Source organism: Hyphomonas sp. J20-32 (assembly GCF_055808555.1).
In genome coordinates, this window is record NZ_CM147873.1 from 1,970,193 (window position 1) to 1,996,425 (window position 26,233).

Sequence of the window (26,233 nt, forward strand, 5' to 3'; positions counted from 1 at the left end):
TTATGGCCTGTTGAAACGTGGTGTTCCCAGTGTCGGACCGCGTTTATTGCGCTTTTGGGGCACCATTATCGGTGGTGTCAATTTCGACTATTCGGCCTTTGGAAGATGGGCCGCGTTTGCATTGGTTGAACCATCGGCTAATCCTGCTGCTTATGAGCGCACAAAAACAATCAGCAGAAACGATTCGATCCTGCATGGCCGTGGTTCTTTGCGGAATAATTCTGGCAGCATGCGGAAATTCATCAACACCCGGAGCCACGGAAACAAAGATGGAGGGGGAGCTGAAATCTAGCGGGCCAGCCGCGTATGGGTCCGTTTCAGAAGAACGCCTGCTTGACGTGTCCAATACACCCGGTGACTGGCTGACAGGTGGGAGAGACTATCAGCAAAGTTACTTTTCACCCGCCAGTCAGATCAACAAAGAGAATGTCGACCGCTTGGGATTTGCCTGGGAATATGAAGTCGACACGCCGCATGGCTTTGAAGCGACGCCCATAGTCGTTGATGGCATCATGTTTACGAGTGGGCCGCGCGGCGCAGCCTATGCGCTCGACTCCAGGACGGGCGAGCCGCTTTGGACATTTGAGCCCGAAATCGACGCCTCGGTGATGCAAAAACTATGCTGCGGTGTCGTGAATCGCGGCGTTGCCGTTTGGGACGGGATGGTCTTTGTCGGTGCCTTGGATGGCGTTCTCTATGCGCTCGACGCCGCCACAGGAAAAATTGTCTGGCAGGTCAATACAATCGCAGACGAAGGGCGCGCCTATTCGGTGACGGGCGCGCCCTATATCGCCAACGGAAACGTCGTCATAGGCAATGGTGGCGCTGAGTTCGATGCGCGGGGTTACATTTCGGCCTATGATTACAAGACGGGCGAGCAGGCTTGGCGGTTCTATACCGTGCCAGGCGATCCGGCCAAAGGATTTGAACGCCCCGAACTTGAGATGGCGGCAGCGACGTGGGACCCTAACAGCCTGTGGGAAGTCGGCCTGGGCGGGACAGCCTGGGACGCCATGGCATGGGACCCGACACTGAACCTTCTCTATGTCGGAACCGGAAACGGAGCGCCTTGGGTGCGCAAGTTCCGCAGCCCTAAAGGCGGCGACAACCTGTTCCTGTCGACCATTCTTGCGATCAATCCCGATACTGGCGAACTGGTCTGGCATTACCAAACGACGCCCGCGGACAACTGGGATTATACCGCCACGCAGAAATTGATCCTGGCTGATTTGGAGATCGACGGTGAGCCGCGACAAGTCATCATGCAGGCGCCGAAAAATGGCTTTTTCTATGTGCTTGATCGCAAGACAGGTGAACTGATTTCCGCCGAAAAATATGTTCCCGTGAATTGGGCAAGTCATGTGGATATGGAAACAGGCCGACCGGTAGAGACCGGGCAAGGAGAGTACTTTGATGAGCCAAAACTGATCTTTCCGGGAAGTGCAGGGGGGCACAACTGGCAACCCATGTCCTATGATCCTGAAACGGGATTGGTCTATATTCCGGCATTCATCTTGCCGATGATTTTCGATGTTACGTCGCGAGATTTTTCCTACGAGAAAGGCGGTGCAAATTTCGCCGCGACCATAACGTTCCCGATACCCGGACCATTCGGGCTTGATGGCGAAGCGGCGAAAAAATTGCCGCCAATCGAGACGCTGGCCGCTGGCCAACCAGACTATACCCCGCGCGCATCCTTGAAAGCCTGGGATCCTGTGAAACAGGAGCTCGTCTGGGAAAATGATACATCCGGAGACTGGACGGGGCACTTCTTCTCGGCGTGGAATGGCGGCGGGCTGATGTCATCGGCCGGTGGGCTGCTGTTCCAAGGGCGCGCGACCGGTGATCTTGTCATTATGGATGCTGAAACCGGTGACGTCCTGCGCGAGATCGATCTGGGCGTCAGCGTGATGGCTGCCCCGATGACTTACATGGTCGATGGCGAGCAATATGTGGCGGTCATGGCTGGCCTTGGCGGGGCATTCGGGAATGCGCATCTGCCGGGAACAGCGGCCTACAAATATGGCAATACAGGCCGGATCATGGCATTCAAGCTGGATGGGACGGATGTGCCTCTCCGTGTGGAGATTGCACACAACGATCCTGGCAAGCAGCCACCGCCTGTCCCGCGCTCCGGGACGGCTGAGCAAGTCAGTCTGGGATCTGATCTCTTCCAGCGCCACTGTGCGATCTGCCACGCAGGCTCCAGCGGCACCGTGCCAAACCTCGCAGAGATGTCAGAGGGCACACATGCCGAGTTCAAGAACATCGTTCTGAGGGGCGCGCGTGCCGAACGCGGTATGGGTGCGTTCGGCAACCTGCTGTCAGATGCCGATGCCGAGGCGATCCATACCTATCTGATCGATGTGGCCTGGCAAAACTATGAGCATGAGCAGGCTGGGAACGCGCCGCATTCCACAAAGAAATAGCAAAACCCCTACTCACGTATCAGCGACACGCCCGGTTCAGGCAAACTGTTTGGGTGTGTCGTCGAGCAGGATGGTCTTCGTTTCCAGATAGGCCATCAAGCCTTCCTCACCGCCTTCGCGGCCTATGCCTGATTGCTTGAATCCGCCAAACGGCACACCAAGCTCAAGTCGGATGCCGTTCTGTCCCATGGTACCGGTCCGAACCTTTCGGGCGATGTTGTATGCGGCATTGGCATCGTGCGTCAGGACAGAACCAGACAGACCGAACTTGCTTTCATTGGCGATTCGAATGGCATCATCGTCATCCTCAGCAGGGATGAGACACAGAACCGGACCAAAGATCTCCTCCTGCGCGATGCGGCTTTTATTGTCGACATTGGCGAAAAGTGTGGGCTCGACGAAATACCCACGATCCAGATGAGCCGGCCGCCCGCCGCCGGAGATCAGATCTGAGGATTGCTTGCCGCTCTCAATAAAACCTTCGATACGCTCCAACTGTCGTAACATGGCGACCGGCCCCATCTGCGCATCAGGGTCGTGGCTATACCCAACTTTTAATGCGCTCATGTTTTTGGCGATGGCTTCTGCCAGTTCATCATGGCGTTTCCTGGAAACAATCGCGCGGCTGAGCATCGCGCAGACCTGACCGCTCATCGTGGTGATCGTGGCTGATAGGAGCTGTGCTGCATCTTCGATCGGATAGTCGTCGCGAATGATCGCTGCTGACTTCCCTCCAAGCTCCAGCGTGCAGCGCGCAACGCGCCCGGCACACACGCTCCCAATATGCTTGCCTGCCTCTGTCGACCCAGTGAAGCTGACCTTATCGACGCCGTTATTGCGGACAAGGTGATCGCTTGCCACGCGATTCCCGCAAACCACATTGAGCACACCTGGCGGAATGCCGGCGGCTTCAGCGGCTTCGGCAATCAAATAGGCTTCCAGCGGCGTTTCCGGCGCAGGCTTCATGACCACTGTGCAGCCGGCCGCAAGCGCATTCGCGACCTTGGTTATCATGATGATGTAAGGCGCATTCCAGGGGGCAATAGCTGCGACTACGCCGACCGGCTCACGCGCGATGATAGCGGTCGGGACCATCACGCTATTGATCCGCTTCTCGAATTCAAAGCTGTTGGCCAGCGCGACAGTGCTGCCGAAGGTCATCGTCCCCAGCCCGGTTATGCCCGGGGCGATACTGGCCAGTCCGCCCACCTGCAGGGACCAGGCTTTTGCCAGGTCCGGCTCAGCGGCCTGAAGATGCTCCTGCATTCTTGCCAGGATGGCCCCGCGCTCAGAAGCGGACATGCGCGGCCAGGCACCTTTGTCGAATGCTTCGCGCGCTGCAGACACAGCAGCGTCCATGTCCTCTTCGACGGCTTCGGCAACGCGCCCGACTTCTGTTCCGGTATCTGGTGAGATAATTGATATGGACCGATTGCTCGCGGCGGGTATCCAATTCCCGCCAACAAAAATTTTGTCAGGATGGCTTACGCCTGCGAAATGCTCTGTCACTCTTCTTTTCCTCCGGTCACGAAATTAGGCGTCGATCAAACTCTGTTCGGGGAAATAGAAGTGCCTTCTTGTAGGTTCGCAAATTCGTATTTGTAATAGCGCTTATCTGTACCGCAGCTGTGCGTGTTGCGGGCTGGCTCGCTCAGCGTTTTTTCAGCCCTTGCGCAAACAGTTTGACGTATTCGTCAGCAACGAGTCGCGGCATGGCAGCCAGCCCGGGATTTGCCTTGCGGGGGAGCCAGCTAACCGCGCCTGACGAAGCGAGAATGGCAGTCTTGTAGTCTTTCATGCGTATGCTGCCGTCCTTTATTCCCTCCGCGCACAATGCATTGATGTGATCGACGAAGGCCTGTGCGCGGCGTCCGATAGCCGACTGATCGTCATTCTCGAGTCCAAAGGTTCGCGAGATCAGAATAAGCGGAGAAAGGCCGAGCATCTGCGCTTGAATATTCAGGTGGAGCGGCATCAGGGTTTTTTCCAACCCGAACCTCCCGACGCTTTCGGCCTGGCCGGCATAACGCTCATATAGGTCGAGCGCTCTGTTGTAGCATTTCACCAGCAGGTCATTCTTGTTGGTAATGTAATTATACATAACTGCCTTGCTGACCCCGATCTCCTTTGCGACTTCTTCAAGAGATGTGCCCTCGACGCCGTGTCGATTAAAAAGACGGGAGGCGATGGTGAGGATATAGTCGTGCTTCATATTGACCATTTCGCTGCGCCCGAACGGGTTGCGCAGTGGCTGCGACACGGGTGTCGCATCAACAGGAAAGTGTGTCTGGCTGATAAACGTGTCCGATCCGATACCGCGCTCGAGCAATTCGATCACTGTACCCAGATCCGAGGGTTTTCCCCGTTTGCTTTGTGATGTCGGTTGCGACGTGGGCGAAGGCACCCAATACCTGATGCCACTGCAGGCAACGATTCCGGCTATGGCATGGCACGCGAAATCCGTGCGGCAATTTCGAATGCTACCATCCGCTATGCCCAGCTGAATGAACGATTCCAGTCGGATGTCGTTTTGGTGATCGGCCGCTTCGATTGCGGAGCGGTACTTTTCCGGGAGGGTGTGGGTGTCCGTCAGTACGGCCAGGAGCTGACCGTCGCTATCCAGGCACAATTCGACAAATTTCAGGACCTTATCAAGGCCGTTTGTTCCAAGCTCGTCAGCGCGGCGCAAATAGTCTGCAAACGTTTGGACGGTAGTCTCATAACTGCGGAAGATAAGCTCATCCCGATCCGAGACATATTTGTACAAAGTGGAGCGTGTAAGGCCGATTTGCTTTGATATGTCCGTGATGTTCAACCCATGGGCACCATAATCATTGAAGACCTTCGCGACGCTATTCAGGATATCGTCCAGGCGTTGTTCTTTGCTGGTGCCAGTTTGAGTCGGTTTATCGGACATGGATATATGCGCCTCTTCCTGTGTTTGCCGATTTTGGGCCGATCCGTCGGTCATGAATATAACTTACTCGATGCATCGCAAGGAAAAGCAGATCGAGGCGTGCAAGAAGACATTCATCAAACTAAAAAATACCCCGGATCAACTCGTGTTAAGATGACCCGGGGCAAGTCCGCCGGAGAGGTGTCGCCGGCGCTGGAAAATCCTTACGGCAGCTTCCAGCGCAGAGTAACACCATAGGTGCGAGGGGGATTCACGGTAACGTTGATGATGCCCAGCGCGCTCAAGTCACTGCCGGATACACGATACTCTTCCTCTGTCAGGTTCTTGACCCATAGCGCAAGCTCCCAAGGTCCATCCTGAGATCCGATAGCCGCTCGCGCGTTGAATACTGTGAACGCGTCTTGTGCCACGAATGGATTGTTGGTGGCGTCTTTAAACGAAGAAGCCTGGTGGTTGAAGTCAGCCTGTATTGTTCCGCGAAGACTGGAGCCCATTGGGACCGTGTAGCGGAAAAGGCCGTTGGCCGTGAAATTCGGCGCGTTTGGCAATTCGTTTCCGGTTTGATCCACACCGCCATTGTTAAAGGTTGGCAATTCGGTTTCGAGCAATCCGACTCCACCAATCAAGGTCAGCCCTTCGGTTGGCGTCCATGTCGCATCGATTTCGGCGCCGTAGAGTTCGGCACTGCCATAAATGTTCTGGATACGCTCAAGGGGTGGATTGGCAAGCGGATCACGAACCTGTGTCTGCACGTCTGAAAAGTCGTAGTAGAACGCCGCAGCGTTAAGCGTGAGGTTTTCGACGCTTTGTGTTTTTGCGCCGATTTCATAGGCAATTACTTCCTCTGGCTCGTAAGGTATCAGTTGCTCCTGACGAGAGGTGAATGCTGAAGAAAATCCGCCGCTCTTTGTGCCTTTTGAGGCGCTGGCATAGAGGAGGGAGTCTGGATTGATTTTATAATTCACCCCCAGTTTCCAGGACCAGTTGTTGTCGCTGATTTCTGAGTCGGTGAATGTGACTGGAAACTCTCCTGTTGGCAGCAATAACGACGTGCCGCCAATATAGGAGCGATCCTCTGATGTGTACCGAACGCCGGCAACGACATCGAACTTGTCAGTCATATGAAAATTGCCGTTCAGGAAGCCAGCGTACGCTTCGGTCGTTTGATCGAACCGCGTGACGCCATCGGCACCAAAGACCGGTGCAATGAAATCATCATTGTTTCCCTTGGCGTCATCTGTCGTATAAATCGCACCGGCGATCCAATCGACGCCACCTGGCGCCAGGATGTCAGTAGACCCGGCGAGGCGAAGCTCCTGCGAGAATTGCTCTACTTTGTCCCGCTGAAGGAAGTCGACGGCAGGAATAGGCGAGCCATCAATGTCGATGAAATACTCACGATCAAATGTGATGAATCCGGTGATGGACGTCAGATCAACCGAACCGAAGTTATAGTTTGCCGAGAGCGTGTAGCTTTCCTGAGTGACAACTGAGGGGAAATCACCGGCGAAGTCGCCAAGATACGGGTTGTTGTCAGGGTCCGACAAGCCCAGGCCTGTCACGCATTGTGTATTGTCAAACCGGCCGTCCAGGAATGGCTGGCACGGTCCCGACAAGTCAGGGGCCAGGATGCCATAGGTCTGGTACTGACCCATCTCCGAATCAGAATCCTGGATTTCAACCTTGAAATTGATGTCCAGATTCTCGTGCAGGAAGAGAGCCAGTTGCGCGCGGCCAATCAGCAAATCGCGCTTGCCAATGGAGCGTTTGCCTGCCGATCCGTCCCTCAGAAGCGTACTTTCCCAATAGCCTTCGTCCTGCTGAACGGACTTGCCGCTTACTCTGAGTGCCGCCACCTCACCGAGCGGGATGTTGATGCCGCCTTCGGCTTCAAACGTGTCGAAATTGCCATAGCCCGCCGTGACATAGGCATCGAACTCTTGTGTTGGCTTGGCCGTGATGATGTTGAGGGCGCCGCCAATCGTGTTGCGTCCGTAAAGCGTGCCTTGTGGACCTTTGAGAACTTCAACCCGCTCAAGGTCGAACAGTTCGGTGTTCAATAGTGCAATCGAGGACAGCGAAACTTCGTCAACGTAGACACCGGTTGCTGGACTGTTTGTTGTGCTGAAGTCATCAAGGCCGACGCCGCGGATACTGATCACGGGTGAAACACCCGGGATTGTGTCTTTAATGTCAATGTTCGGAGTGACGGAGATAAGATCGCGGACTTGCTCCGTACGCGTCTCGCGCAGTCTGATTGCGGGAACCGCGGTGACAGAAGCGCCAACATCGATAGCTCTCTGTTCGGTCTTCAATGCAGTAACTATGACTGAGTTGAACTTCAACTCGTCGGCGCCCGCATCCTCGCTTTGCGCAAAAGCGGCCCCGGTAAAGAGGGCGGCGGCGCCAAAAGCGCTGGCGGCGAAGCGAGTCGCCAATGCGGTTGAGGACAAATATCGCTTACGCTGATTGGTTCGCCGTGCTCCGGCAAGAATTGCATGAATTGCTTCGTTGATCGCCATAACTTTCGTTCCCTTTGAACCCCCGATCATCTTCTGCTCGTCGGGAGTGTAATGCGCACTTTTGATTTGCGCTTGATGTACGATTGACGAAGAATACAAATGAGTCAATAAACTGACTAATATGTTTCTTCGAGGTGTGGCCAGAAAACAATACCGGCATGCTGGGCAAGGCCAGACGGAGCGGCTGGCGGGTAGGGGGTTTGGTGGCGGGCGCTGCCATCACAAGCATCTGCCCGCTGCGTGCGACAGGACAGAGTTAGAGAGGCGATGGAATGGGAAAATTACTGCTGGTGACAGGATGTTCGAGCGGACTTGGCTTCAGTATTGCGCTACAGGCGGCTGAAGCCGGGATGACAGTCTACGCGACAATGCGGGACCTTTCGAAACGAGCAGCGCTTCAGTCCGCCGCAGCGAAAGCCGCGGTGCCGATCGAAATCCGTAGGTTGGATGTGACAGATACGATTTCGGTTGAGGCCTGCGTGTCTGAAATCATCGAAAAATACGGTGCTATTGATGCCTTGGTAAACAATGCCGGCGTAGGCTTTGCACGATCACTCGAGCAGGCGTCCGAGAGTGAAATCCAGCAGATCGTGGATGTAAACTTCATGGGTGTCGCGCGCTGCACCAAGGCTGTTCTGCCGTATATGCGCAAGGCGCGCTCCGGTCGCGTCATAAATATATCGTCAGTGGGGGGGCTTTCCGGGCAGCCGTTCAATGAAATCTACTGCGCCTCAAAATTTGCAGTTGAAGGCTTTACCGAAGCTCTGGCGACTTATGTCGGGCCTGCATTTGGTATCCATTTTACGGCGATTGAGCCAGGCGGTATCGCGACGGAATTCGCCAATAGTATAATGGCCCAGATCATGGGAAGCGGTGGCATATTCGACGACGAATATCGCCCCTTGCTGGAAAAATACATCACGGATGCCCAAGCGCGCGGCGAAGCAGCTGAAAAAGATCCAACCCAATCCGTATTTCAGACGCCCGATCAGGTCGCTCATGTCGTCATGGATTGCCTCCTGGCCGAGAACCCACCGATTCGCATCCGCACATCAGAGTGGGCCGAGGCATTGTGCGATCTCAAAACGGCGCTTGATCCAGACGGAAAAAAGCTCCGCCTGAAAATCGCAGACATGTTCATGGGCGGCATCGCACCTTCAGCGGTGCCCTCGAAGTAACACAGGCGCACCTTCCAGCAGCTTCGTGCGCGGAAATAACAAAGAATACGGGGAACACTGAAATGACGACAAATTACACGCAACAGCATGTCTATCGGATGATCTCGCCGGACCGCGTGGAATCTGGTGCTGGCAAAATTGGAGATATCGCCAAGATTGTCCGCAGGTTCAAAGCAGGGCGCATAATCATCGCGACTTCAAACAGTGTGCAAACAAAAACGCCAAATGTTGAGAGACTTGAGGCGGCGCTTGATGGCATCGCCCACGAGATTTACCCGAATTGCCGGCAACACTCCCCTGAGAGCGACATCACCAATCTCGTCACGCGCCTTGCGGCATTCGATGCTCAGGCAGTCGTTTCGATTGGTGGCAGCAGTGTATTCGATACAGTCAAAGTCGCCGTTTCCCGCCACGCGGATGCAACAGGGCAGCCTGTCATCCCGCAAATTGCAATCCCGACCACGCTTTCGGCCGGTGAGTTTACGCCTGGTGCTGGCTACACAGAAGAAGAAACACAAACGAAGCAGCTGGTCCTTGATATGCGCGCGTCACCCCGCTGCGTGATCCTGGACCCGGAAGTCACGGTTCATACGCCTGATGAGCTTTGGCTTTCCAGTGGCGTGAAGGCGCTGGACCATGCCCTGGAAGCAGTTTGGTCCATTAAACCTCACCCCTACGTCGACGCACTCGCACTTGATGCCATACGCTTACTATTCGAGAATTTGCCAAAATCCCGTGACAAGTTCGACCTTGAGGCTCGCGCAGCCTGCCAGTTCGGCGCTTGGGAGTCGATTGCCGGCGCCGGGGCGTCTGGCATGCGGCTCAGCCATTTCCTGGGTCATCAGATTGGCGCGCGCCTACATATTCCGCACGGCATTACATCATGTATTTTGCTTCCGACAGTCATGCGCTACTTGCGTGACCGGACACTGGAGCCCCAGTGCCGTATTGCCAAAGCCATGGGCATCTCCAGGGGCGGCAGGTCAGCCGAAAATTTCGCCGATGAAGCTGCAGACAAGCTTGAGGCGCTCATCAGGGACTTGGGCTTGCCTGGCAGCCTAAAGGCTGCTGGCGGTGACCACGAGGATATAGATGCCATCACGGAGACGAGCTACCAGGCAGCGATCCAGCTAGGGCTCGCAGGCGACCTGCCGCTTGGCGCAGAAAGCATCAGGCAAATCCTCATGCAGGCCTAGCAGCGGCAATGCTGCAAAGGGTGCTGTCAGTCTACTGCGAACCCGTCTCCGTTATTCGCGGACGAGCAGGTGCTAGGCGGCGAGAAGGTTGCGCCATTCGCGAAGAGCGGCGTCGCGTTTCTGTTTGAATCGAATTTTGGTGTTGAGGTGCCTTTCGAAGTTGAAGTGATTGTACACAGACGAATGAATTGAAACGAACTTCTGCAGACTTCGCATGCGCCGAAATCGCGACATCACCCGCTCTCACCTTCGTGGCAGACATCAATGCCGCGCTCGTGCAGGAGGTCTTCGACATTGCGCAGAGACAGCGGGAATCTGACATACATGAGTACGCCTAGCTGGATGATCTCGGGCGAAGTCTTGAAGTAGCGAAATGGGTTCTTGGTCATTTTACGAGGCTAATCACCAGGATCGATCACCTCAATCCCGATTCCCCTGACAATGCCCTCCTAACCATCAAAAATAGAAATTGCGGTAGCTACTAAGAAGGCAGCGACAATTCCTGCCAATATCGCGATACCCAACGATGCGAAGTAATGACTTAAGCCGACTTCCAGCAAATGGAGACTGAGCAGTGATGTAGGAACCAAAAATAACCCGCAAATCGGCAGAACTGACTTTGCCACTTTTCTTGATACCCGTATTGCGTAAGCCATCAAAATTGAACTACGGGCCATGTTTTTCTCGGATCGTCTGATTGGCTTGGACCGCTGCATCCACCACAGCTGAGGCAGCCCCTTGTGCAGTATCCACGACGGCATTGTCAAAGGAACCAATTCAGATCGTCTCTCCTTGCCTCGTCGCCCGAATTTCAGGCGAACGATCCTGTGGCAGCTACAGTGCGGAGACGGGCAACAAGAAACAATCGGCTATCATGTACTAGCAATGTCGTTTCCTTTGACAATAACCGACACAGCAATGATCGACCCGGTAAGTCCCTTACAGTTGGGCACTAAATCCGGAGACGGGAAATGCTCTGAATATTGGCAGGCTGGCTGGCGGTGCTGTCAGTCCAATGCGAACCGGTCTCCGTTATTCGCGGACGAGCAGGTGTTAGGCGACGAGAAGGTCGCGCCACTCGCGAAGGGCGGCGTCGCGTTTCTGTTTGAAGCGAATTCTAGGGTTGATGTGCCTTTCGAGGTTGAAGTGATTGTGTACTGACGAATGGATTGAGACGAATTTCTGCAGACTTCGCATCCGCCGGAAGCGAGACATGGCCCGCTCTCGTCTTCGGAAGGGCAGGTGGGAATTCTCAGCTCGGTTGTTGAGATGACGACCCGTTTCCTGGCGTCGTTCATTCCCGATAACTTTCATCGCGGCCCGGTAAGAAGGACACTTGTCCGTGACGACAACATGCGGAATACCGTATCGTTTCATTGCTTTCTTGAGGAATTTCAACGCAGCAGCCTTATCCCGGGTCTTTGTGACATAGGATTCCAAGACTTCGCCTTCGTGGTCGACAGCGCGCCAGAGATAGTGTCGCTCTCCTCGGATTTTCACGAAGACCTCGTCCAGGTGCCACCGCCATTGGGGGCTACGTCGTATCGATTCCGATCGGCGTTTCCGGATCTTGTGCGCGAAGAATGTGCCGAAGCGATCGACCCAGAGGCGGACACTTTCGTGGCAGACATCAATGCCGCGCTCGTGGAGAAGGTCTTCGACATTCCGAAGCGAGAGCGGAAATCGGACGTACATCAGCACGCCAAGCTGGATAATCTCTGGCGAGGTTTTGAAGTAGCGAAACGGGTTCTTGGCCATTTCCTAAGGCTAAGCACCTGGATTGGTCATCTCAAGCCCGGTTCTCCTGACATTGTCCATCAGAGAATGAAATGGTCGCCCGCGGCTCGCACGGTAATGTCGCCGATGGACACGCCTAACGGCTGATTGATCGCATGGATCACTTCATCCGCGATGAAGTCAGGATCCAGAACGACGTAGTCAGTATTGTTCGGGTCGAGCTTTTCAGGCTTCGTTTTGCCTTCCATCATACCTCTCATGAGAGCGATGTATTCAGGCGCATTGTGACCGACGATGCCGACGACGGCTTGAGGGTTTACAACACCCTGAGCCAGTCCTGTTCCGGGAACGCCTGTTGGCTTGACTATGGTGACCTTGATCTTTCCGCGAGCTTCAACCCGAAGCGACTCGGACAGGTAGTTTACGGCTGACTTAGTTGCCCCGTACACCGCCGCGCCTAGGACCGGGTAGTTTCCGTAGATTGACGAAACATTCACAACATGGCCGCTGCCCTGCGATATCATCTGATCGTACACGCTGACGATGCCGTGCAGGACGCCCTTGAGGTTGATATCGATACATTTTGACCACTTATCCACTGCCGCTTCGTGGTCTGAGTAGAGGGCAAGCGGCATGATGCCAGCATTGTTGACCATGACATCGATCGCGCCGAATTCCTCGACGGTTGTGGCTGCCAGTTGCTTCATTTGATTTATGTCGCTGACATCGGTTTCAACAGCCTTTGCGCGTCCATCTTTGTCGACGATCATGGATGCCGTTTCTTCTGCGTTGGCGCGATTGATATCAGCGCAGATTATCCTGGCGCCCAATTCCGCAGCCTTCTGGCTGATGAGGCGCCCAAAGCCGCCCCCAGCGCCAGTTACGATAATCGACTTTCCTTCGACGTAATTCTTCATCTTCCATTTCCTTCCTTCGCGCCCAAACATGGCCATGGAGCGGCAGGTAATCTGTCGAATCCAGCCCGCCAGCTTTGACCGAGACCGCCACTCGATCTCCGTAGATCCGTTAGCGCGCCGCGCCGATAGCCGTCTTCAATCGACATTCGCCGAACCGTCCTTGCTCATTAAAATCTGGCGGGCCCCCGAAGCCTGATGGATGGCCCCCTTCTTTATTGTACTGCATTTCGGCCGGCAAAAAACAATGCAAAATAACGAAAATGTACAATAAAAAGTAGATTTGCGAAGAAAAAAATGAGAATGTAATCGCAACAAGCAAGGGAAAATGTTGTGAGAAATGCGGATTTCAATGAACGAAATGGATCGTCGACGAAAGTAATTCCCGGTCCTTCAGTTGAAGAAACGCCTCAGATCTTGGGGAAGTTCATAGCGGATCCCCTCAAATTCTTTGAAGAGCTCGTCGAGACGTACGGTCGAATCAACGCGCTTTCTCTCGGCGACACGAAGAACGTGTTTCTTCACGATGCGCACGACGTTGAGCGGATGCTCCGTATGGATATGAACTCATATGGAATGGGCGCCCTGACGCATGCGTTGAATTACCCCTTACTGGGAGACTGCATCGCCGTGACGCCGGACCATCTCTACTGGCAGCAGCTGCACAAGATTATGTTGCCGATGTTCACGCCGAAAATGCTTAAGCAGTATTTCGAGCGCACCGTGGAGGCGGTCGCTGAAGAGATCGAACATATCGGCGAGTATTCGCGCTCAGGGAATGTATTCGATCTCGAACAGAAAGTACGGGAAGGTGTGTTCGACGCTCTGACGCGTACCATCTTCACCCGCGGTATCGACAAGTCGGAAATTCCGGAGATTCTCGAAACGTTCGTGAGTGCCTGCACCTATATGAATTCTCGCTACATTTCCATGAATCCTGATTATGAGCCCCAGAACGAAGACGAAGCCGAGGGACTGAAAGCACTCGAGCGTCTCAATCAGCGGATCTACAAGCTTCTCGATTATCGCAAGGCAAACCTTGCAGACGAACCTGAAGACATGCTCGACGTGATGCTGACGGCAAAACTCGCCAACGGCGAGCCGCTCTCCGACACGGAGCTGCGCGACAATGTCATGGCTCTGCTGTTTGGAGGCCAAGAGACGACGCCGACGGAAATAACCTGGGCTTTTGCCTTGCTCGCGGCCAATCCTGACCAGCGGGACACGCTGCTTGAGGAAGTCGATCGTGTGCTCGGTGACCGAGTGCCGACCTACCAGGATCTTGATCAACTGGAGTTTTGCCGGATGGTGTTCGACGAAACCATGAGGCTCTTTCCGGCCTTTACCTATGTCGGGCGGTCGGCAATAGCCGATACAATGATCGGCGACTACCCGATCCCGGCAGGCACATCACTCGCCTTTGTGGCCTGGACGATTCATCGGGATCCGCGCTTTTGGCCTGATCCCGAGAAGTTCATTCCCGAGCGGCATACGAAAGAAGGGATAAAATCACGGCCGAAATGTTCGATTGTCTCGTTCGGATATGGGCAAAGGCGTTGTATCGGCGAACGCGTTGGTCGCATGGAGGGGACGCTCATGTTGGCGATGGCACACCAGAAATATGTCTTCGATCTTGCAGATGGGGTTTTGCCCAACCCCATGATCCGTATGTCCATCCATCCCGAAGGTGGATTAAGGGTTGTCGCCAAACCTCGCTCAAAATGATCAATGGTTCCGGAAGGCGGCGCCAGCCGGCGTAGCCGGATACATATGCGAGTCCCTAAAGCCTATCAGAAGCGGCGTGATCGATCGGCGCAGAGACAGTCCCCTGTCTATGGGGATTATCGTGCCGGTGATATAAGAATTTGAGGCAATCATGACCGCAAGCGCTGTGATGTCTTCGGTTTTGCCAAAGCGCTTGACAGGTATCTGGGCCAGAAACTGATTGGATATCGTTTCGTCTTCGAGCATCCAGGCACTCATCGCGATTGGAAACGTACCCGGCGCGATCGCATTGACCAGGACGTGGTCCGGCGAAAGTTCGTGAGCCAGTGTTCGGGTAAGATGATCGGTGCCAGCCTTGCTCGCGCAATAAGCATGAGCGCCCATCGCGGTCGCAACCCGCGCGGCGATTGAACCGATATTGATAATGTGCGCAGGCGCTTCAGGGGATGCATTCGATTTGAGGAGAGGAGAAAGCAGCCGGCTCGGCATGAACGGCGTTTTGAGGTTCAGATGCAGCACCTGGTCCCACTGGTTTGAGAGGTCTTTGCCCGGTAGCGCCGTTTCAGATGTGCCGGCATTGTTGACCAGGATTGAGAGGCGGGGAGCCAGACGTTTCAACCGAGTTGAGAGCGCCTCGACTCCCTTGTCATCAGACAAGTCGGCTTTGAGGAAATCGCATGCGCCGTAGTTGGACAGATCGATTGCCGCTGCTGCACCTCTGGTTTCATCTCGTCCGGAAATCAATACGGATGCGTCAGCAGACAGCAGGCCTATAGCGATCATCTTGCCTATGCAGCTTGTGCCGCCGGTGACAAGGGCCTGGCGTCCTTTGAGATCGAACAAAGACTGCAAGGATATGGGCATGATGCGAAGTTCTCTGCGAATGGCTGGCGTTGACGGATTTATTTTGCTGCGCCCCATGCAGTATTCAAACGGGCAATCAATCCCTCGACATGCGATTGAAACGCAGCCTGGAAGTCTTCCGGAAATGCCCTGAGGCCCAGAATGTGTGTCAGCACGATCCTGAAGAGGGCGAAGACCGCGTAATACTCCCAATGCTGTAATTTCGTACCTGACGCTGCTTCAAATGCAGCCTTCATTTCTTTGTCGCTTGGCGTGCCTGGGGGATAGTCTGAGGACAGGGACGACATGCCGATCAAGGCATAGGCAAGATCGGCTTCGGGCGCGCCGATGAAGGCCATCTCCCAGTCGAGAACGGCACTCACCTGATTATCCTGGAACAGATAATTTGTGAAGTTGGCATCGCCGTGACAGAGGACAGGTCTTGGCACCACTGGCTCATTGGCAAGCAGCCAGTCGCGAACTTTTGAGAACCTCTTCTGGGCGTCATTTTCGCCCGCCCATGACAGCCCATCCCAGTACCAGTTGATTTCGCGTCCGATCAAATTTGGGCCGATGGCTCTTCTCGAAAGAAAACTCAGCCCCTGCGCGCGCCAATCCAGTTGGTGAATCTTTGCCAGAGTCTCCACGAAGGACAGGATCATTCTCTGGCGATTAGCTGGCGTTGCATCGGCAATCACACCCTCAGCAAACCAGGCGCCAGGTGCAGCTTCGCCTGAAGAGCGCTCCATCACATAGCCTGGAACTTTAAGAAACTCACCGTCGATATCCTCGCATATCTGAGCGGGGACGGGCACAGGGCTCGACGAAAGCGCTCTCTGTATTCTCACCTGTCCATCAAGATCATAGGTGTGGAACAGCCGCTCGGATGGCTCAAACCGCAAAACGCAGTCGCGCGTTGAGCTGTCTTCTTCATGCGACATCTTGAAGAAAAGCGTTCCGCTTGAGCTTCCGGCGCCTCCTTCGGGAAAACGTACATCCTGAGCATGGCAGGCGCGCGGAAAATCTGGTTGAGCTGCCAAAAGCGCATCCAGTCGCACGCGCCATTCCTCGGTGGTCGTGGAGCCCAGTCGGACCTTCCGATTGATCTCAATGATTCTTTGCCCAAGTTCTTTAGCGCTTGCCGACATGATTTTTCCTCTCCGCTCGGTTTCGGTGCGTGCAGACCGATCCAGCTAGTGCTTTTCAATTTTGGAAACGCATACGACATGGAATTCATGCCCGCAAAGGTGTTTATCGATCAATTTTATTCAAAAAAGTTAGCAATATAAAGTGGTCTGAATTTTCCGACGCTTGGGTGACCTCATTTGGTAGTGGCACTATGCGTCTAGTTGACGTGCCTCGATCGCTCCGGCTGGCGGATTTGAGACAGGAGGCATACCGTGCCAGCCAGGCACGAAAGCGCATCATCTTCAATTCGCATACTAACGACTTGGCGAAGTTAAGCGTATAGCCTCACGTAAAGCGTTAGGCTGAACTGGATTGGGTCGCGATAAACAGGTATCAGCGGACCTTGTTCCGCGCTTTCTCGGTAATCCTGACCACATCAAGCCTGTGTTTGGGAGAGAAGCTTATCTCGTGTGTTTCAAGCGAGTGCACGCCCTCCCACTTCCGAAAGTGATTGTGCACGAGTTGGGCAAGGGCGTGACGGTCTTCAACAAGAGCGAGCGTCACGACATTGTGGGTGCCACCTGTCAGCGCGACGAAAGGCACTTCCTTGAGCTCGCTGGCCGCCGTAGCGATTTCGCGCGCCATTTCAGGGGCAACCTTCAATCTGATAAAGGATGCGCAACTCAGTCCGAGGGCGACCGGGTCTATCAGTGCGGCTAGCCTGATAGCGCCAGCCCTCTGCATAGATTTGAGACGTTTGCCTACGGTAACATCGGAGACATCGAGCAGTCGTCCGACTTCCCGATTGCTTATCCTGGCATCCTTGGTGAGGATCTCCAGAATCTGTTCGTCCAACCGGTCTGTTTTGCTCATTTTGCCCCCAGGGTACCGTAGCGAAGGTCGAGTTTCACGACCTCCAGCGCGATGTTTGCCGTCCAGTGCGAGATGCCCTTGATAGGCGCAATCTTGGTTTCGATTGTGTGCAGCAGGTGTTTCCGATCGCGTACATTAAGCTGCACAAAAATGTCCGGATCGGATAGTAGAACGGAGACGCTGGCAGCTTCTTCAATCTTAGCCAGCTCTTCCGCGACAAGTTCAGGTGGCCTTTTTGTCACGTAAATGTCCAGCAATACCACAAGGTCAAAGCCGAGTGCCCGCAGATCGCGCTGCATGACGACCCTCAGTATGTTGCTTTCTTCCATATCACGTATGCGATTGGCGATCGTCACTTCTGTGCTTCCGACCCTGTCAGCAATTTCCTTGTTTGTAATCTGAGCGCTCTCGGAGAGAAGTTCAGCAATCGCGATATCCAGTTCGTTGACTAACATTCTTTGCTCCTTCCAGGCTCAACGTACTCACGGCTGTCGCAATGAGACGCGTCACTCATCCCGTAAAATCCATTTCGATTCAATCGAATTGCTTAAGTGCTCCATCTCCGGGCATCGCCAAATGCGCTTTAGCAGCCGATGTGCCTACTCGCTCGTGGGGCCGAACGCAATTCCAGCACGCCACAGCCGGGCTGTCATGTATCCATACTGGCGCGATGCGAATTAAAAACCGCTAAAAAAATTAGATTTAATTTGCCAAATTCCAAAAGCGGCGTAGTAATGCGAACCATAAGGCTCAAAAAGGGGCGCATTATGGGAGGAAGGCAATGGATGCGGAGCAGATCAGCAGCGGTATTGTTGAGCATTCAAGGCAGGCTAGGTTTTCCGGTACGTCACCAGAACTCTGGACTAAGAGGCTCGAAGCGCTGATTGCCGCACAATCAGAAGTGACCGGGCCGATTCGCGTTCGAGATGTAAAGCCAGTAGCGGAAGCGGCTGGCGGATCGAACGGTACGTTGCTGTTTCGCGTATGCTATAGCGCCGACGGACAGCCGGTCGAGAAGGCTTTCGTGCTTCGGTTTTTGCCCACCAGTGGATTGTTCCACCATTATGATGTGAAGGAGCAGTTCAATCTGCAGCGTAGCCTTGAATCGACATCGGTTCCAGTCGCGTCCCAGGTCTGGCTCGATGAAGAAGGCGAGTATCTTGAGCGTCCCGGATATGTAATGGAGCGTGTCGAGGGGACGAGCTCTCCCATGGCTTGGATGACGTCGGGCATTATTCACGACGCGTCACCGTCCGACCGCCGCAAGATGAGCCTCGCATACCTGTCTGCGCTTGCAGACATTCACTCCGTCGACTGGAAAGCGCTCGGACTAGGCTGGCTTGAGGAGCGTGCGGCGGGTGCGCGGCCCATAGAGCGGGAAACCAATTGGTATTGGGACGCGCTCGTCTGGTCGGAGAATAACGAGTACATCAAGATGTTTAAGCCAATTCGCAATTGGCTTATCGCCAACGAGCCAGACGGTATGGAAGTCGTTCTTTGCCATGGCGATGCGAATTATGGGAATTACCTGTTCAAGGGCACGAAAGTCACTGCGGTGCTCGACTGGGAAATGAGCTTTCTCGGTACCCGGGAATGCGATGTCGCGTTCATGCATATAGGCGATCAGATCCTGCTTGATGGCGTCCCGATGCCCGAAGGGTCTTTGACCTATGAAGAACGCAAGACCGAGTATGAGCGGATGACAGGGTACAAGCTCCAGCATCTTGAATACTTCGAACTTTTCGTGGCTTACAGGTTGGGCATCATCAACGTCCTGGCGATGAAACATTTTCCGCCGGAAGTTCTCGGATCGTTTGGCCCCGTCATGCGCAGAGGCCCTGACATATGCCGGGCTCGAGCAAAAGCGCTTGGCGTCAGCATATCTTAAAAATTGGTCGTTCAAAATCCGTGTAGAGAGCGAACCGGGTGCTATAAGAATCAAATATTTTCTTTGGGAGGAGAAACTCATGAGATTAATCAAGTCAGGCTTGCTGGCAGGTGTGTGTGCAGCTTGTATTTTGGGCTATGCACCATTTGCCTTGGCGCAAGACGACGCTGCCGAGACTGGCCTGTCCGATGAAGGGCAACGCCGGCTTGGAGCCATTACTGTAACGGCCCAGAAGAAGGAAGAATCGCTGCAAAGTGCACCGTTGGCTGTCAGTGCATTCGACACTAAAGCTCTGGAACTCAAGCAGATCGAGGGGCCGCAACAACTTCAGTTCAGCGTGCCGTCACTCGTCTTTGCCCAGCTCACTGGTTACACGCAGCTGTCGATGCGGGGTATCGGGTCAGACCTGACGGTAACCGCCGGCGAGCCGACCGTCGCAACTTTTCAGGATGGCGTTTATGTCGGCCAATTGTTTGCCCAGGCCGTGCCCAGCTTTGATCTGGAGCGGATTGAAGTTCTACGCGGTCCCCAGGGTACGCTATACGGGCGCAACGCGACCGGTGGTGCGATCAACTACATCACGCGGCTGCCCGACTATGATTACGGCGCCAATCTGGAGCTCACTGCCGGTGACTATGGCCGGCTGGCAGCCGCCGGTGGTGTGACCGGGGCCATAGTCGAGGATAGGATTGCCGGTCGCCTTACAATGAAGCACGACAGGCGTGACGGCTATCGGCACAACGTGTTCGACGGAAAAGACTATGACGCCAATGATCTCTTCAGCGCTCAGGGTTCGTTGCTCATAGACCTGACCCCTGACGTGCAAATTGTGCTTCGCGCGGACAAGACGCGTCAGTCAGCGTCGACTGTGGTGCAGCTCGTGGAAGAAATTCCGCTCGCCTCTGGCGTCTCGTCTGCGACGCCTCTCGGATTGTTCTCGCTACCGGCACCAGTGCTCGCCGGTATTCCTGGGCTGTTTTCGCCATCGGACCTGGCGCTTCTCGGGAGTGGAAGTGTCGCAGACTTCTACGGTTTGACGCAGCCTGGCTTAGCTGTGCCGAATCCGACCGAAACGACAGATTTTGCCAACAACTTTCCGTCTAAGCAGGTCTTTGACGTCGATGGCTTGAGCGGAACGGTTTCGTTCGATCTCGGGAGTGCCACGCTGAAGTCGATCACCGCTTACCGCGAGTCTGAAGCCACGATCCGGGTCGACAATGATGGAACGTCGGCGGCAATCCTGCGCGAAGATCCAATCTTCCAATCATCAAAGCAGTTCACACAAGAGTTCACGCTGTCCGGTGTGACGATGGACTCCAAGCTCGACTACGTTGTCGGCGGATTCTACTACCATGACGACGCGCTCCTGAAGGCAGATCTCATTACGCCTTCAATTGGTGATCAGGTTGCGCTGGCGGGAAGCCTGTCCAGTCCAACCCCTCCGCCCGTATTTGATCTTTCTCAGCCCTTCATCCCGAACCTGCTTCAACTTATTGCTGACCCTGTTCTTGGGCTGACGCTCAACAATCCAACAGTATTGTCAGAGGGAACTTTGTCCTTCGGTGCCGACCAAAAGTCAGAGTCGATTGCCGTCTATGGCAACGGGACTTACAGCGTTTCTGATCGGTTGAGGGCTTCGCTGGGGCTTCGTTACACAGAAGACAAGAAAGACGTCTTTCGACGCCTGCACTCAAACTTTGTGCCGGCGGCTGCGCTCTGCGATCGACAGGAAGATGACAGCTGGGAAGCGGTCACCGGATCTGCGGGCTTGGACTATGACGCCGGGGAAACGACACTGCTCTATGGCAAGGTCTCCAGAGGATACAAAGCTGGTGGCTTTAATCCGGGCGAATGCGTCGGCAGTTTCGATCCTGAGTTCCTCTGGTCGTACGAAGCCGGCTTCAAGACTACGTTTGCCGACGATCAAGCTCTGTTGAATATGGCGGCGTTCTATTACGATTTCTCGGATATTCAGTTCACGACCTATGTCGGCAATGCCTCGACGATCAAGAACGCGGCAGCCGCGACTCTTTATGGTCTAGAGGCTGAGTATGTGCTCCGGCCTAGGGTGTTGGATGGCTTCCAGCTGGATGGTTCAGGGTCCTATATTCATTCCGAATACAGTGATGAGCTGCTGCAAGACCCAACAGGGCTCGCGACTTTGAATATTGGCGGCAACCAGTTAATTCGCGCGCCAGAGTGGAAGTTAAACTTTGGGGCGCAGTTCGAGACGGAAGTCAGCGATTTGGGGACGTTCCTCCTGCGCGGTGAAAGTTCCTATACGAGCGAAGTCTTTCATGACGTGTTCAATGGAAAAGCGCCATTCCAGGCAGGTACGGCGGAAGACGACTACTGGATATCGAACGCCCGCTTGATTTGGCGGCCGAACGACGATCGGTTCGAACTTCAGCTGTTTGTCGAGAACATCGGTGACGAAATGTACGCCTATAGTCGCGTTGCCTCAGCTACAACCGCATCTGTAACGGGACAATTTTCTCCGCCTCGAACCTTCGGGGCCCGCTTGTCCATGAAGCTCGGGTCGGCAAGATAGGCGCTTTCCTCCAGCGTGTCCCACAGGAAACGCATTGCACTTGTGCCCGACAGGATTGTCCTGTCGGGCATATTTTTTGCTTTGAGCATCTGCTATGGCTGCTTGCCACGTGTGGTTATTCCAAAAGGTTTTCGCGAGCTCGCGCGAGTGTTGCGGACGATACGCCAGCCTTTTGCGCAAGAAAGCGGTCAATTGATCCATAGCGTGAGTCAATGTCGGACAAGGCTGCTTCGAGAAATGCAGGATGGGCGCGTTTGATGAGCGCAAGCGCCGGAGCACTCATCCGGTCCAGACTGTTCTCCCTGACACCGGTTCCGGCTGCGGCGGCGACAGAGAGTCGGTCCCAATCAAGATGGAGGTTCGTCTCCAGATAGCCCGACATTATATCGCTGCGATCGACACCCAGGCTTTCCAGCACGATGGCCACGACGACACCTGTCCTATCCTTGCCGGCGGCGCAATGAACCAGAATGGGGACGTGGTTTGTTGCAATTGCATCAAAAACCATTCGTATATGCGCTGCGTGTTGATCGGCGATCTGAATATATAGCGACGCGACAGCCTCAGTCAGTGCGCCCTCATCAAGACTTCTGGTGAGCATTTCAAACACTTCCGCTTGTGTACTTTCGGCGTCCGTTGTGGACCAAAGGATTTCGCAGGATTGGGCCAAAGCGGCGTGAGTCGGAAATGCAGCTCTCTCCTTTGCGCCGCGGAGGTCCACGATCGTCTTGAGATTGAGACCCTTGATCAGGTCGATATCCTCGGTATGCGGCCTGTCCAGCCCGGCTGACCGCCAAAACAGGCCCGGTTTGATGCGTCTGCCACCTTGCCCCTTCAGCCCGCCCATCTCCCGAAAGTTCATAATGCCCGCCAGTGGCATCGTCGCAGGTCCTGACTGGGTCGTTCGACCTGAATTGCTTGGGTAGCTCACATTGCAACTCCCTATGTATGAGCGATCGAGGTGGGGGGCACTATCGCACAGTCTTGCGTCGAGTATATGACGCGCGATCAAAAATGCGCATAAAAATGATCAATAGAGTTCGCAAAGATTGACCAAAGCAATAAAATATGAAATTATTCAAACAAACGGGCATATGGAGCATCGTCGGTTGTGACGATGCCAAAATTGGGAGAATGCAATGGCGCACTTTGATACCCTGATTACTGGCGGAAAGATTATCGATGGGGCCGGAAATCCTGGCTACATTGGCTGCATTGGCATTGTGGACGGCAAAATACGAGAAATCGGGCCTGACCTGAAAGGCACTGCAGATCAGGTCATCGATGCGACGGGAAAGGTGGTTGCGGCCGGTATTATCGATATTCACACGCACTATGATGCGCAGTTGCACTGGGATCCATACGCGACGAATTCAGGCTGGCACGGCACAACGACGATCGCTGTCGGCAATTGCGGTTTCGGGCTCGCGCCCTGCCGGCCAGAACACCGCGACCGCTATATGCAGCAAATGGAAACCACTGAGCAAGTTCCATACAACTCCCTGAAATCGGCGCTCAGCTGGGATTGGGAGACATACCCAGAATGGCTCGAGCACCTGAAGGGCATTCCCAAGGGGGTGAATGTCCTGAGCATGGTTCCGCTCAATCCGCTCATGATCTATGTCATGGGGCTCGAAGCCGCCAAGACGAGGTCTGCGACCCCGGAAGAGCGTGAGGAGATGAAGGCTGAACTGAACCGCGCGATGGACACGGGTGCGATCGGTTTTGGCTTTTCCTATCAGGGCAATCACAACACGCACATCGATAGCGATGGCGAGCCGATGCCCACCGATATCATGGACGTGGAAGATCTATACGCGATGGCTGATGTTCTTCGCGAGCGAGGAGAGGGGGTGATTCAGGCCCTGGTTGACACGCCGGGAGCACGTTTCAGCGAGGTCGGTCTGGAAGTGGCTCGCCGGTCCGGACGTCCTGTGATCCACAATGTGACGCTCGTGAATGACTATCTTCCAACATATCACGAGGAAATGTTGGAGCTGCTGGAAAAGGCCAAAGCCGAAGGCCTTGAGATGTACTCCATGACCCTCACCATGCGTGGCTGGAATGAGTTCAAGCCGATGGACTGGGACATCTGGAACATCATTCCTGCGTTCCGCGAATTTACTTTTGCGGGTGATCAGGCGGCGAAGGTTGCCAAGGCGGCTGACGAAGATTTCCGTGCTCGTCTGCGCGAAGCGTACAGCCCCGTCCTTCTGGCTCCGGCCGGCGGCCCTCTGGAAACCTACAAACTGAGCAACGCCAACAGTGTAAAGCCATGGTGTGACCATGAAGGCAAGACAGTTCAGGAGATTGCCGAAGCGCTCGGTCGCGATTGTATCACCGATCTGTTCATGGATATTGTCGTTGATACGGAAGCTGTATCTGACTTCCTGCTTCCGGATGCGATGAGCGCCGATACGGCGAAAGTGGCTCAGGTCCTCAAGCATCCGCTGACTTTGCCGGGCACCTCGGATGGTGGCGCCCACGTCAAATTCTGGTCTGGCGGACACTTCTCCACCGATATGATCATGTGGATGGTGCGTGAAAGCGGGCAGATGACGCTTGAGGAAATGCACTTCAAGCTGAGCGGTCTTCCGGCGAAGGTCTTCAATCTGACGGATCGCGGAACGCTGAAAAAGGATAGTGCAGCTGACATCGTGATCTACGACTATGAGGCACTTGGATACCGGCGCTTCCAGTACGACATCGCTCATGATTTGCCGGGTGGCGAGTGGCGCCGCATCTGTAAGCCTGAAGGCATCGAGTACGTCCTGGTGAACGGTGAAGTCACCTTCCGGAACGGTACAGAATGCACGGGCGCGGTTCCGGGCCAGCTCATCGGTGTCATGGGTGCGGAAATGGATGGCAAGTTGGCAACGCCGCTCGCAATGGCTGCGGAATAGCTTTCGGCCATCTCAATTGTCCGCTCACGCTGCGGGCGCAAGCGTCGCGGTGTGACCACACAAATCTCAAAAATGGATGACTAGCATGAGCGCTGGTGATGGCGGCAATCTGGTCGCAACTGAACTGGAACCTTCCGCCGCAGTCACGGACCCCCGTGAGTTTGCGCGGCCGGAAAATATCCACAAAGTGCTGACGAATCTACGGGCAAAGGATCCGGTTCACTGGGTCGAGCCTGAGTCATTCGATCCGTTCTGGCTGATCACGAAGCATGCCGACATTCTCGAAGTCGAGAAGAACGCAGATGTCTTCCGGAATGGAGATCGTTCTACCGTGTTGGTCGCTCGCGATATGCTGGATGCGATCGGGGCGAAGTTCAACTCTCCTCATCTGACCCATTCGGTCGTCAATATGGATGGGAGCGATCATCGTGCCTATCGTATGTTGACCCAGGCATGGTTCATGCCCGGGAACCTGAAGAAGCTCTCTGATCGTATACGGGTGATCGCTCGGGATCATGTGGACCGCATGATGGACCGCGGCGGGATGTGCGATTTCGTCGAAGATATTGCGCTCAACTATCCCCTCCGCGTCGTTATGGAGATACTCGGCGTGCCGGAAAATGATGAGGGCATGATGCTGGCGTTAACGCAGCAATTGTTTGGGGCCCGCGATCCTGAAAAGAGCCGTGATGCGGGGGCGATGAGTGACCCATCGACCGCGCTGAATGTGTTCAATGCCGTCCTTGGCGACTTTTATGCCTATTTCGACCAACTCACCGAGATGCGCCGTACGGACCCTCGCGACGATGTCGCGACAGTGATTGCGAACGCCGAGATTGACGGAAAGCCGATCGCGAAGCGCGAAGCCAACAGCTATTATGTCCTTGTGGCGACCGCAGGCCATGACACGACATCGGCTTCTACAGCTGGTGCGCTCTGGGGGCTCGCTGACGCGCCGGATCAGCTCGCCCGGCTTAAAGCGGATCCATCCCTCATCCCGGGTCTCGTTGAGGAGGCGATCCGCTGGACGACACCGGTTAAGCATTTCATGCGGACAGCGGTTCAGGACTATGAGCTGCGCGGCAAGAAAATCCGAGCTGGCGACTGGCTGATGCTGTCGTACATGTCAGCCAATCGAGACGAAGAGCTTTTTGATGCGCCTTTTGAGTTTCAGATCGATCGCCAGCCTAACAAACAACTGGCGTTTGGTTTCGGCCCGCATGTCTGCCTCGGACAGCATCTGGCAAGGCTCGAAATGAAGATACTCTTCGAAGAACTCTTGCCGCGAATTGAAACGGTGGAACTCGCGGGTCAGCCAAAATGGACGCAATCAGCTTTCATCAGCGGGCCAAAGACATTGCCCATCAACTTTACTGCAGCCTAGCCTTGAGAAAGGTCGCTTACGTCGACCTTGACTAAACAAAACAAG

20 protein-coding genes and 1 pseudogene are annotated in these 26,233 nt (G+C 54.7%); 9 read left to right on the forward strand and 12 right to left on the reverse strand.

The features are described 5' to 3' along the window. Nucleotides 1-10 precede the first annotated feature (10 nt). Together AC0L7I_RS09765 and AC0L7I_RS09770 are read left to right on the forward strand one after the other, a co-directional pair. Nucleotides 11-292, forward strand: a complete 282-nt coding sequence (locus tag AC0L7I_RS09765) for a hypothetical protein (protein ID WP_473396246.1) — start codon at nt 11-13, stop codon at nt 290-292. A gap of 46 nt (nt 293-338) precedes the next feature. Continuing rightward, on the forward strand, nt 339-2,429 hold the full coding sequence (locus tag AC0L7I_RS09770) for a PQQ-dependent dehydrogenase, methanol/ethanol family (RefSeq protein ID WP_473396247.1): 2,091 nt from the start codon (nt 339-341) through the stop codon (nt 2,427-2,429). A 36-nt stretch (nt 2,430-2,465) separates the two neighbouring features. On the opposite strand, the gene AC0L7I_RS09775 is transcribed toward AC0L7I_RS09770, so the two are convergent. The 3 genes from AC0L7I_RS09775 to AC0L7I_RS09785 all read right to left on the reverse strand — a co-directional run bounded on the left by AC0L7I_RS09775 (nt 2,466) and on the right by AC0L7I_RS09785 (nt 7,868). Beyond that, nucleotides 2,466-3,938 carry an aldehyde dehydrogenase gene (locus AC0L7I_RS09775; RefSeq protein WP_473396248.1) on the reverse strand — a complete coding sequence of 491 codons (1,473 nt, stop codon included), beginning with the start codon at nt 3,936-3,938 and terminating at the stop codon, nt 2,466-2,468. 142 nt (nt 3,939-4,080) lie between these two features. Beyond that, nucleotides 4,081-5,400 (reverse strand): TetR/AcrR family transcriptional regulator, encoded by a 1,320-nt coding sequence (locus tag AC0L7I_RS09780; RefSeq protein ID WP_473396249.1) that lies wholly within the window; start codon nt 5,398-5,400, stop codon nt 4,081-4,083. Nucleotides 5,401-5,549: 149 nt separating this feature from the next. Beyond that, nucleotides 5,550-7,868, reverse strand: a complete 2,319-nt coding sequence (locus AC0L7I_RS09785) for a TonB-dependent receptor (protein WP_473396250.1) — start codon at nt 7,866-7,868, stop codon at nt 5,550-5,552. A gap of 272 nt (nt 7,869-8,140) precedes the next feature. On the opposite strand from AC0L7I_RS09785, the gene AC0L7I_RS09790 reads away from it, so the two are divergent. Both AC0L7I_RS09790 and AC0L7I_RS09795 read left to right on the forward strand, forming a co-directional pair. Then, on the forward strand, nt 8,141-9,046 hold the full coding sequence (locus AC0L7I_RS09790) for an SDR family oxidoreductase (protein ID WP_473396251.1): 906 nt from the start codon (nt 8,141-8,143) through the stop codon (nt 9,044-9,046). 62 nt (nt 9,047-9,108) lie between these two features. Continuing rightward, nucleotides 9,109-10,242 carry an iron-containing alcohol dehydrogenase gene (locus AC0L7I_RS09795; RefSeq protein ID WP_473396252.1) on the forward strand — a complete coding sequence of 378 codons (1,134 nt, stop codon included), beginning with the start codon at nt 9,109-9,111 and terminating at the stop codon, nt 10,240-10,242. 257 nt (nt 10,243-10,499) lie between these two features. On the opposite strand, the pseudogene AC0L7I_RS09800 reads toward AC0L7I_RS09795, so the two are convergent. The 4 genes and pseudogenes from AC0L7I_RS09800 to AC0L7I_RS09815 form a co-directional block, all read right to left on the reverse strand. Further along, nucleotides 10,500-10,631, reverse strand: a pseudogene (locus AC0L7I_RS09800) (IS6 family transposase); the annotation flags it as partial. Nucleotides 10,632-10,691: 60 nt separating this feature from the next. Beyond that, nucleotides 10,692-10,919 carry a hypothetical protein gene (locus AC0L7I_RS09805; protein ID WP_473396253.1) on the reverse strand — a complete coding sequence of 76 codons (228 nt, stop codon included), beginning with the start codon at nt 10,917-10,919 and terminating at the stop codon, nt 10,692-10,694. A 376-nt stretch (nt 10,920-11,295) separates the two neighbouring features. Then, nucleotides 11,296-12,000: an IS6 family transposase gene (locus AC0L7I_RS09810; protein WP_473396254.1), complete on the reverse strand. Its 705-nt coding sequence runs from the start codon at nt 11,998-12,000 to the stop codon at nt 11,296-11,298. Between the two features lie 59 nt (nt 12,001-12,059). Further along, nucleotides 12,060-12,896: an SDR family oxidoreductase gene (locus AC0L7I_RS09815; protein ID WP_473396255.1), complete on the reverse strand. Its 837-nt coding sequence runs from the start codon at nt 12,894-12,896 to the stop codon at nt 12,060-12,062. A 330-nt stretch (nt 12,897-13,226) separates the two neighbouring features. On the opposite strand from AC0L7I_RS09815, the gene AC0L7I_RS09820 reads away from it, so the two are divergent. After that, a complete protein-coding gene (locus AC0L7I_RS09820) occupies nt 13,227-14,618 on the forward strand; it encodes a cytochrome P450 (RefSeq protein WP_473396256.1) in 1,392 nt (463 codons plus the stop codon). Here the strand turns inward: AC0L7I_RS09820 and AC0L7I_RS09825 are convergent, their stop codons facing one another. The 4 genes from AC0L7I_RS09825 to AC0L7I_RS09840 all read right to left on the reverse strand — a co-directional run bounded on the left by AC0L7I_RS09825 (nt 14,619) and on the right by AC0L7I_RS09840 (nt 17,917). Then, a complete protein-coding gene (locus AC0L7I_RS09825; protein ID WP_473396257.1) occupies nt 14,619-15,461 on the reverse strand; it encodes an SDR family oxidoreductase in 843 nt (280 codons plus the stop codon). It abuts the gene before it with no gap. A gap of 59 nt (nt 15,462-15,520) precedes the next feature. Beyond that, nucleotides 15,521-16,609 (reverse strand): phosphotransferase family protein, encoded by a 1,089-nt coding sequence (locus AC0L7I_RS09830; RefSeq protein WP_473396258.1) that lies wholly within the window; start codon nt 16,607-16,609, stop codon nt 15,521-15,523. 373 nt (nt 16,610-16,982) lie between these two features. Continuing rightward, nucleotides 16,983-17,462, reverse strand: coding sequence for an Lrp/AsnC family transcriptional regulator (locus AC0L7I_RS09835; protein WP_473396259.1), 480 nt, complete (start codon nt 17,460-17,462; stop codon nt 16,983-16,985). Then, nucleotides 17,459-17,917, reverse strand: a complete 459-nt coding sequence (locus tag AC0L7I_RS09840) for an Lrp/AsnC family transcriptional regulator (RefSeq protein ID WP_473396260.1) — start codon at nt 17,915-17,917, stop codon at nt 17,459-17,461. The genes AC0L7I_RS09835 and AC0L7I_RS09840 overlap by 4 nt, the downstream gene beginning before the upstream one ends. A gap of 326 nt (nt 17,918-18,243) precedes the next feature. Here AC0L7I_RS09840 and AC0L7I_RS09845 point away from each other — a divergent pair, with 326 nt between their 5' ends. Next, nucleotides 18,244-19,350: a phosphotransferase family protein gene (locus AC0L7I_RS09845; protein ID WP_473396261.1), complete on the forward strand. Its 1,107-nt coding sequence runs from the start codon at nt 18,244-18,246 to the stop codon at nt 19,348-19,350. A 79-nt stretch (nt 19,351-19,429) separates the two neighbouring features. Continuing rightward, complete coding sequence (locus AC0L7I_RS09850) at nt 19,430-21,901, forward strand: TonB-dependent receptor (protein WP_473396262.1); 2,472 nt, start codon at nt 19,430-19,432, stop codon at nt 21,899-21,901. Between the two features lie 115 nt (nt 21,902-22,016). Here AC0L7I_RS09850 and AC0L7I_RS09855 read toward each other — a convergent pair whose 3' ends face one another. Continuing rightward, a complete protein-coding gene (locus AC0L7I_RS09855) occupies nt 22,017-22,781 on the reverse strand; it encodes a tyrosine-protein phosphatase (protein WP_473396263.1) in 765 nt (254 codons plus the stop codon). Nucleotides 22,782-23,040: 259 nt separating this feature from the next. Here AC0L7I_RS09855 and AC0L7I_RS09860 point away from each other — a divergent pair, with 259 nt between their 5' ends. Next, nucleotides 23,041-24,804 carry an N-acyl-D-amino-acid deacylase family protein gene (locus AC0L7I_RS09860; RefSeq protein ID WP_473396264.1) on the forward strand — a complete coding sequence of 588 codons (1,764 nt, stop codon included), beginning with the start codon at nt 23,041-23,043 and terminating at the stop codon, nt 24,802-24,804. A gap of 85 nt (nt 24,805-24,889) precedes the next feature. Beyond that, nucleotides 24,890-26,188, forward strand: coding sequence for a cytochrome P450 (locus AC0L7I_RS09865; protein WP_473396265.1), 1,299 nt, complete (start codon nt 24,890-24,892; stop codon nt 26,186-26,188). Nucleotides 26,189-26,233 lie beyond the last annotated feature (45 nt).

Coding starts and splice junctions, on each gene's coding strand:
- AC0L7I_RS09840 (WP_473396260.1), bottom strand. CDS start 17,917: ATGTTAGTCAACGAACTGGATATCGCGATTGCTGAACTTCTCTCCGAG.
- AC0L7I_RS09785 (WP_473396250.1), bottom strand. CDS start 7,868: ATGGCGATCAACGAAGCAATTCATGCAATTCTTGCCGGAGCACGGCGA.
- AC0L7I_RS09835 (WP_473396259.1), bottom strand. CDS start 17,462: ATGAGCAAAACAGACCGGTTGGACGAACAGATTCTGGAGATCCTCACC.
- AC0L7I_RS09845 (WP_473396261.1), top strand. CDS start 18,244: ATGGATGCGGAGCAGATCAGCAGCGGTATTGTTGAGCATTCAAGGCAG.
- AC0L7I_RS09865 (WP_473396265.1), top strand. CDS start 24,890: ATGAGCGCTGGTGATGGCGGCAATCTGGTCGCAACTGAACTGGAACCT.
- AC0L7I_RS09805 (WP_473396253.1), bottom strand. CDS start 10,919: ATGGCCCGTAGTTCAATTTTGATGGCTTACGCAATACGGGTATCAAGA.
- AC0L7I_RS09850 (WP_473396262.1), top strand. CDS start 19,430: ATGAGATTAATCAAGTCAGGCTTGCTGGCAGGTGTGTGTGCAGCTTGT.
- AC0L7I_RS09790 (WP_473396251.1), top strand. CDS start 8,141: ATGGGAAAATTACTGCTGGTGACAGGATGTTCGAGCGGACTTGGCTTC.
- AC0L7I_RS09855 (WP_473396263.1), bottom strand. CDS start 22,781: ATGCCACTGGCGGGCATTATGAACTTTCGGGAGATGGGCGGGCTGAAG.
- AC0L7I_RS09830 (WP_473396258.1), bottom strand. CDS start 16,609: ATGTCGGCAAGCGCTAAAGAACTTGGGCAAAGAATCATTGAGATCAAT.
- AC0L7I_RS09860 (WP_473396264.1), top strand. CDS start 23,041: ATGGCGCACTTTGATACCCTGATTACTGGCGGAAAGATTATCGATGGG.
- AC0L7I_RS09795 (WP_473396252.1), top strand. CDS start 9,109: ATGACGACAAATTACACGCAACAGCATGTCTATCGGATGATCTCGCCG.
- AC0L7I_RS09810 (WP_473396254.1), bottom strand. CDS start 12,000: ATGGCCAAGAACCCGTTTCGCTACTTCAAAACCTCGCCAGAGATTATC.
- AC0L7I_RS09815 (WP_473396255.1), bottom strand. CDS start 12,896: ATGAAGAATTACGTCGAAGGAAAGTCGATTATCGTAACTGGCGCTGGG.
- AC0L7I_RS09780 (WP_473396249.1), bottom strand. CDS start 5,400: ATGACCGACGGATCGGCCCAAAATCGGCAAACACAGGAAGAGGCGCAT.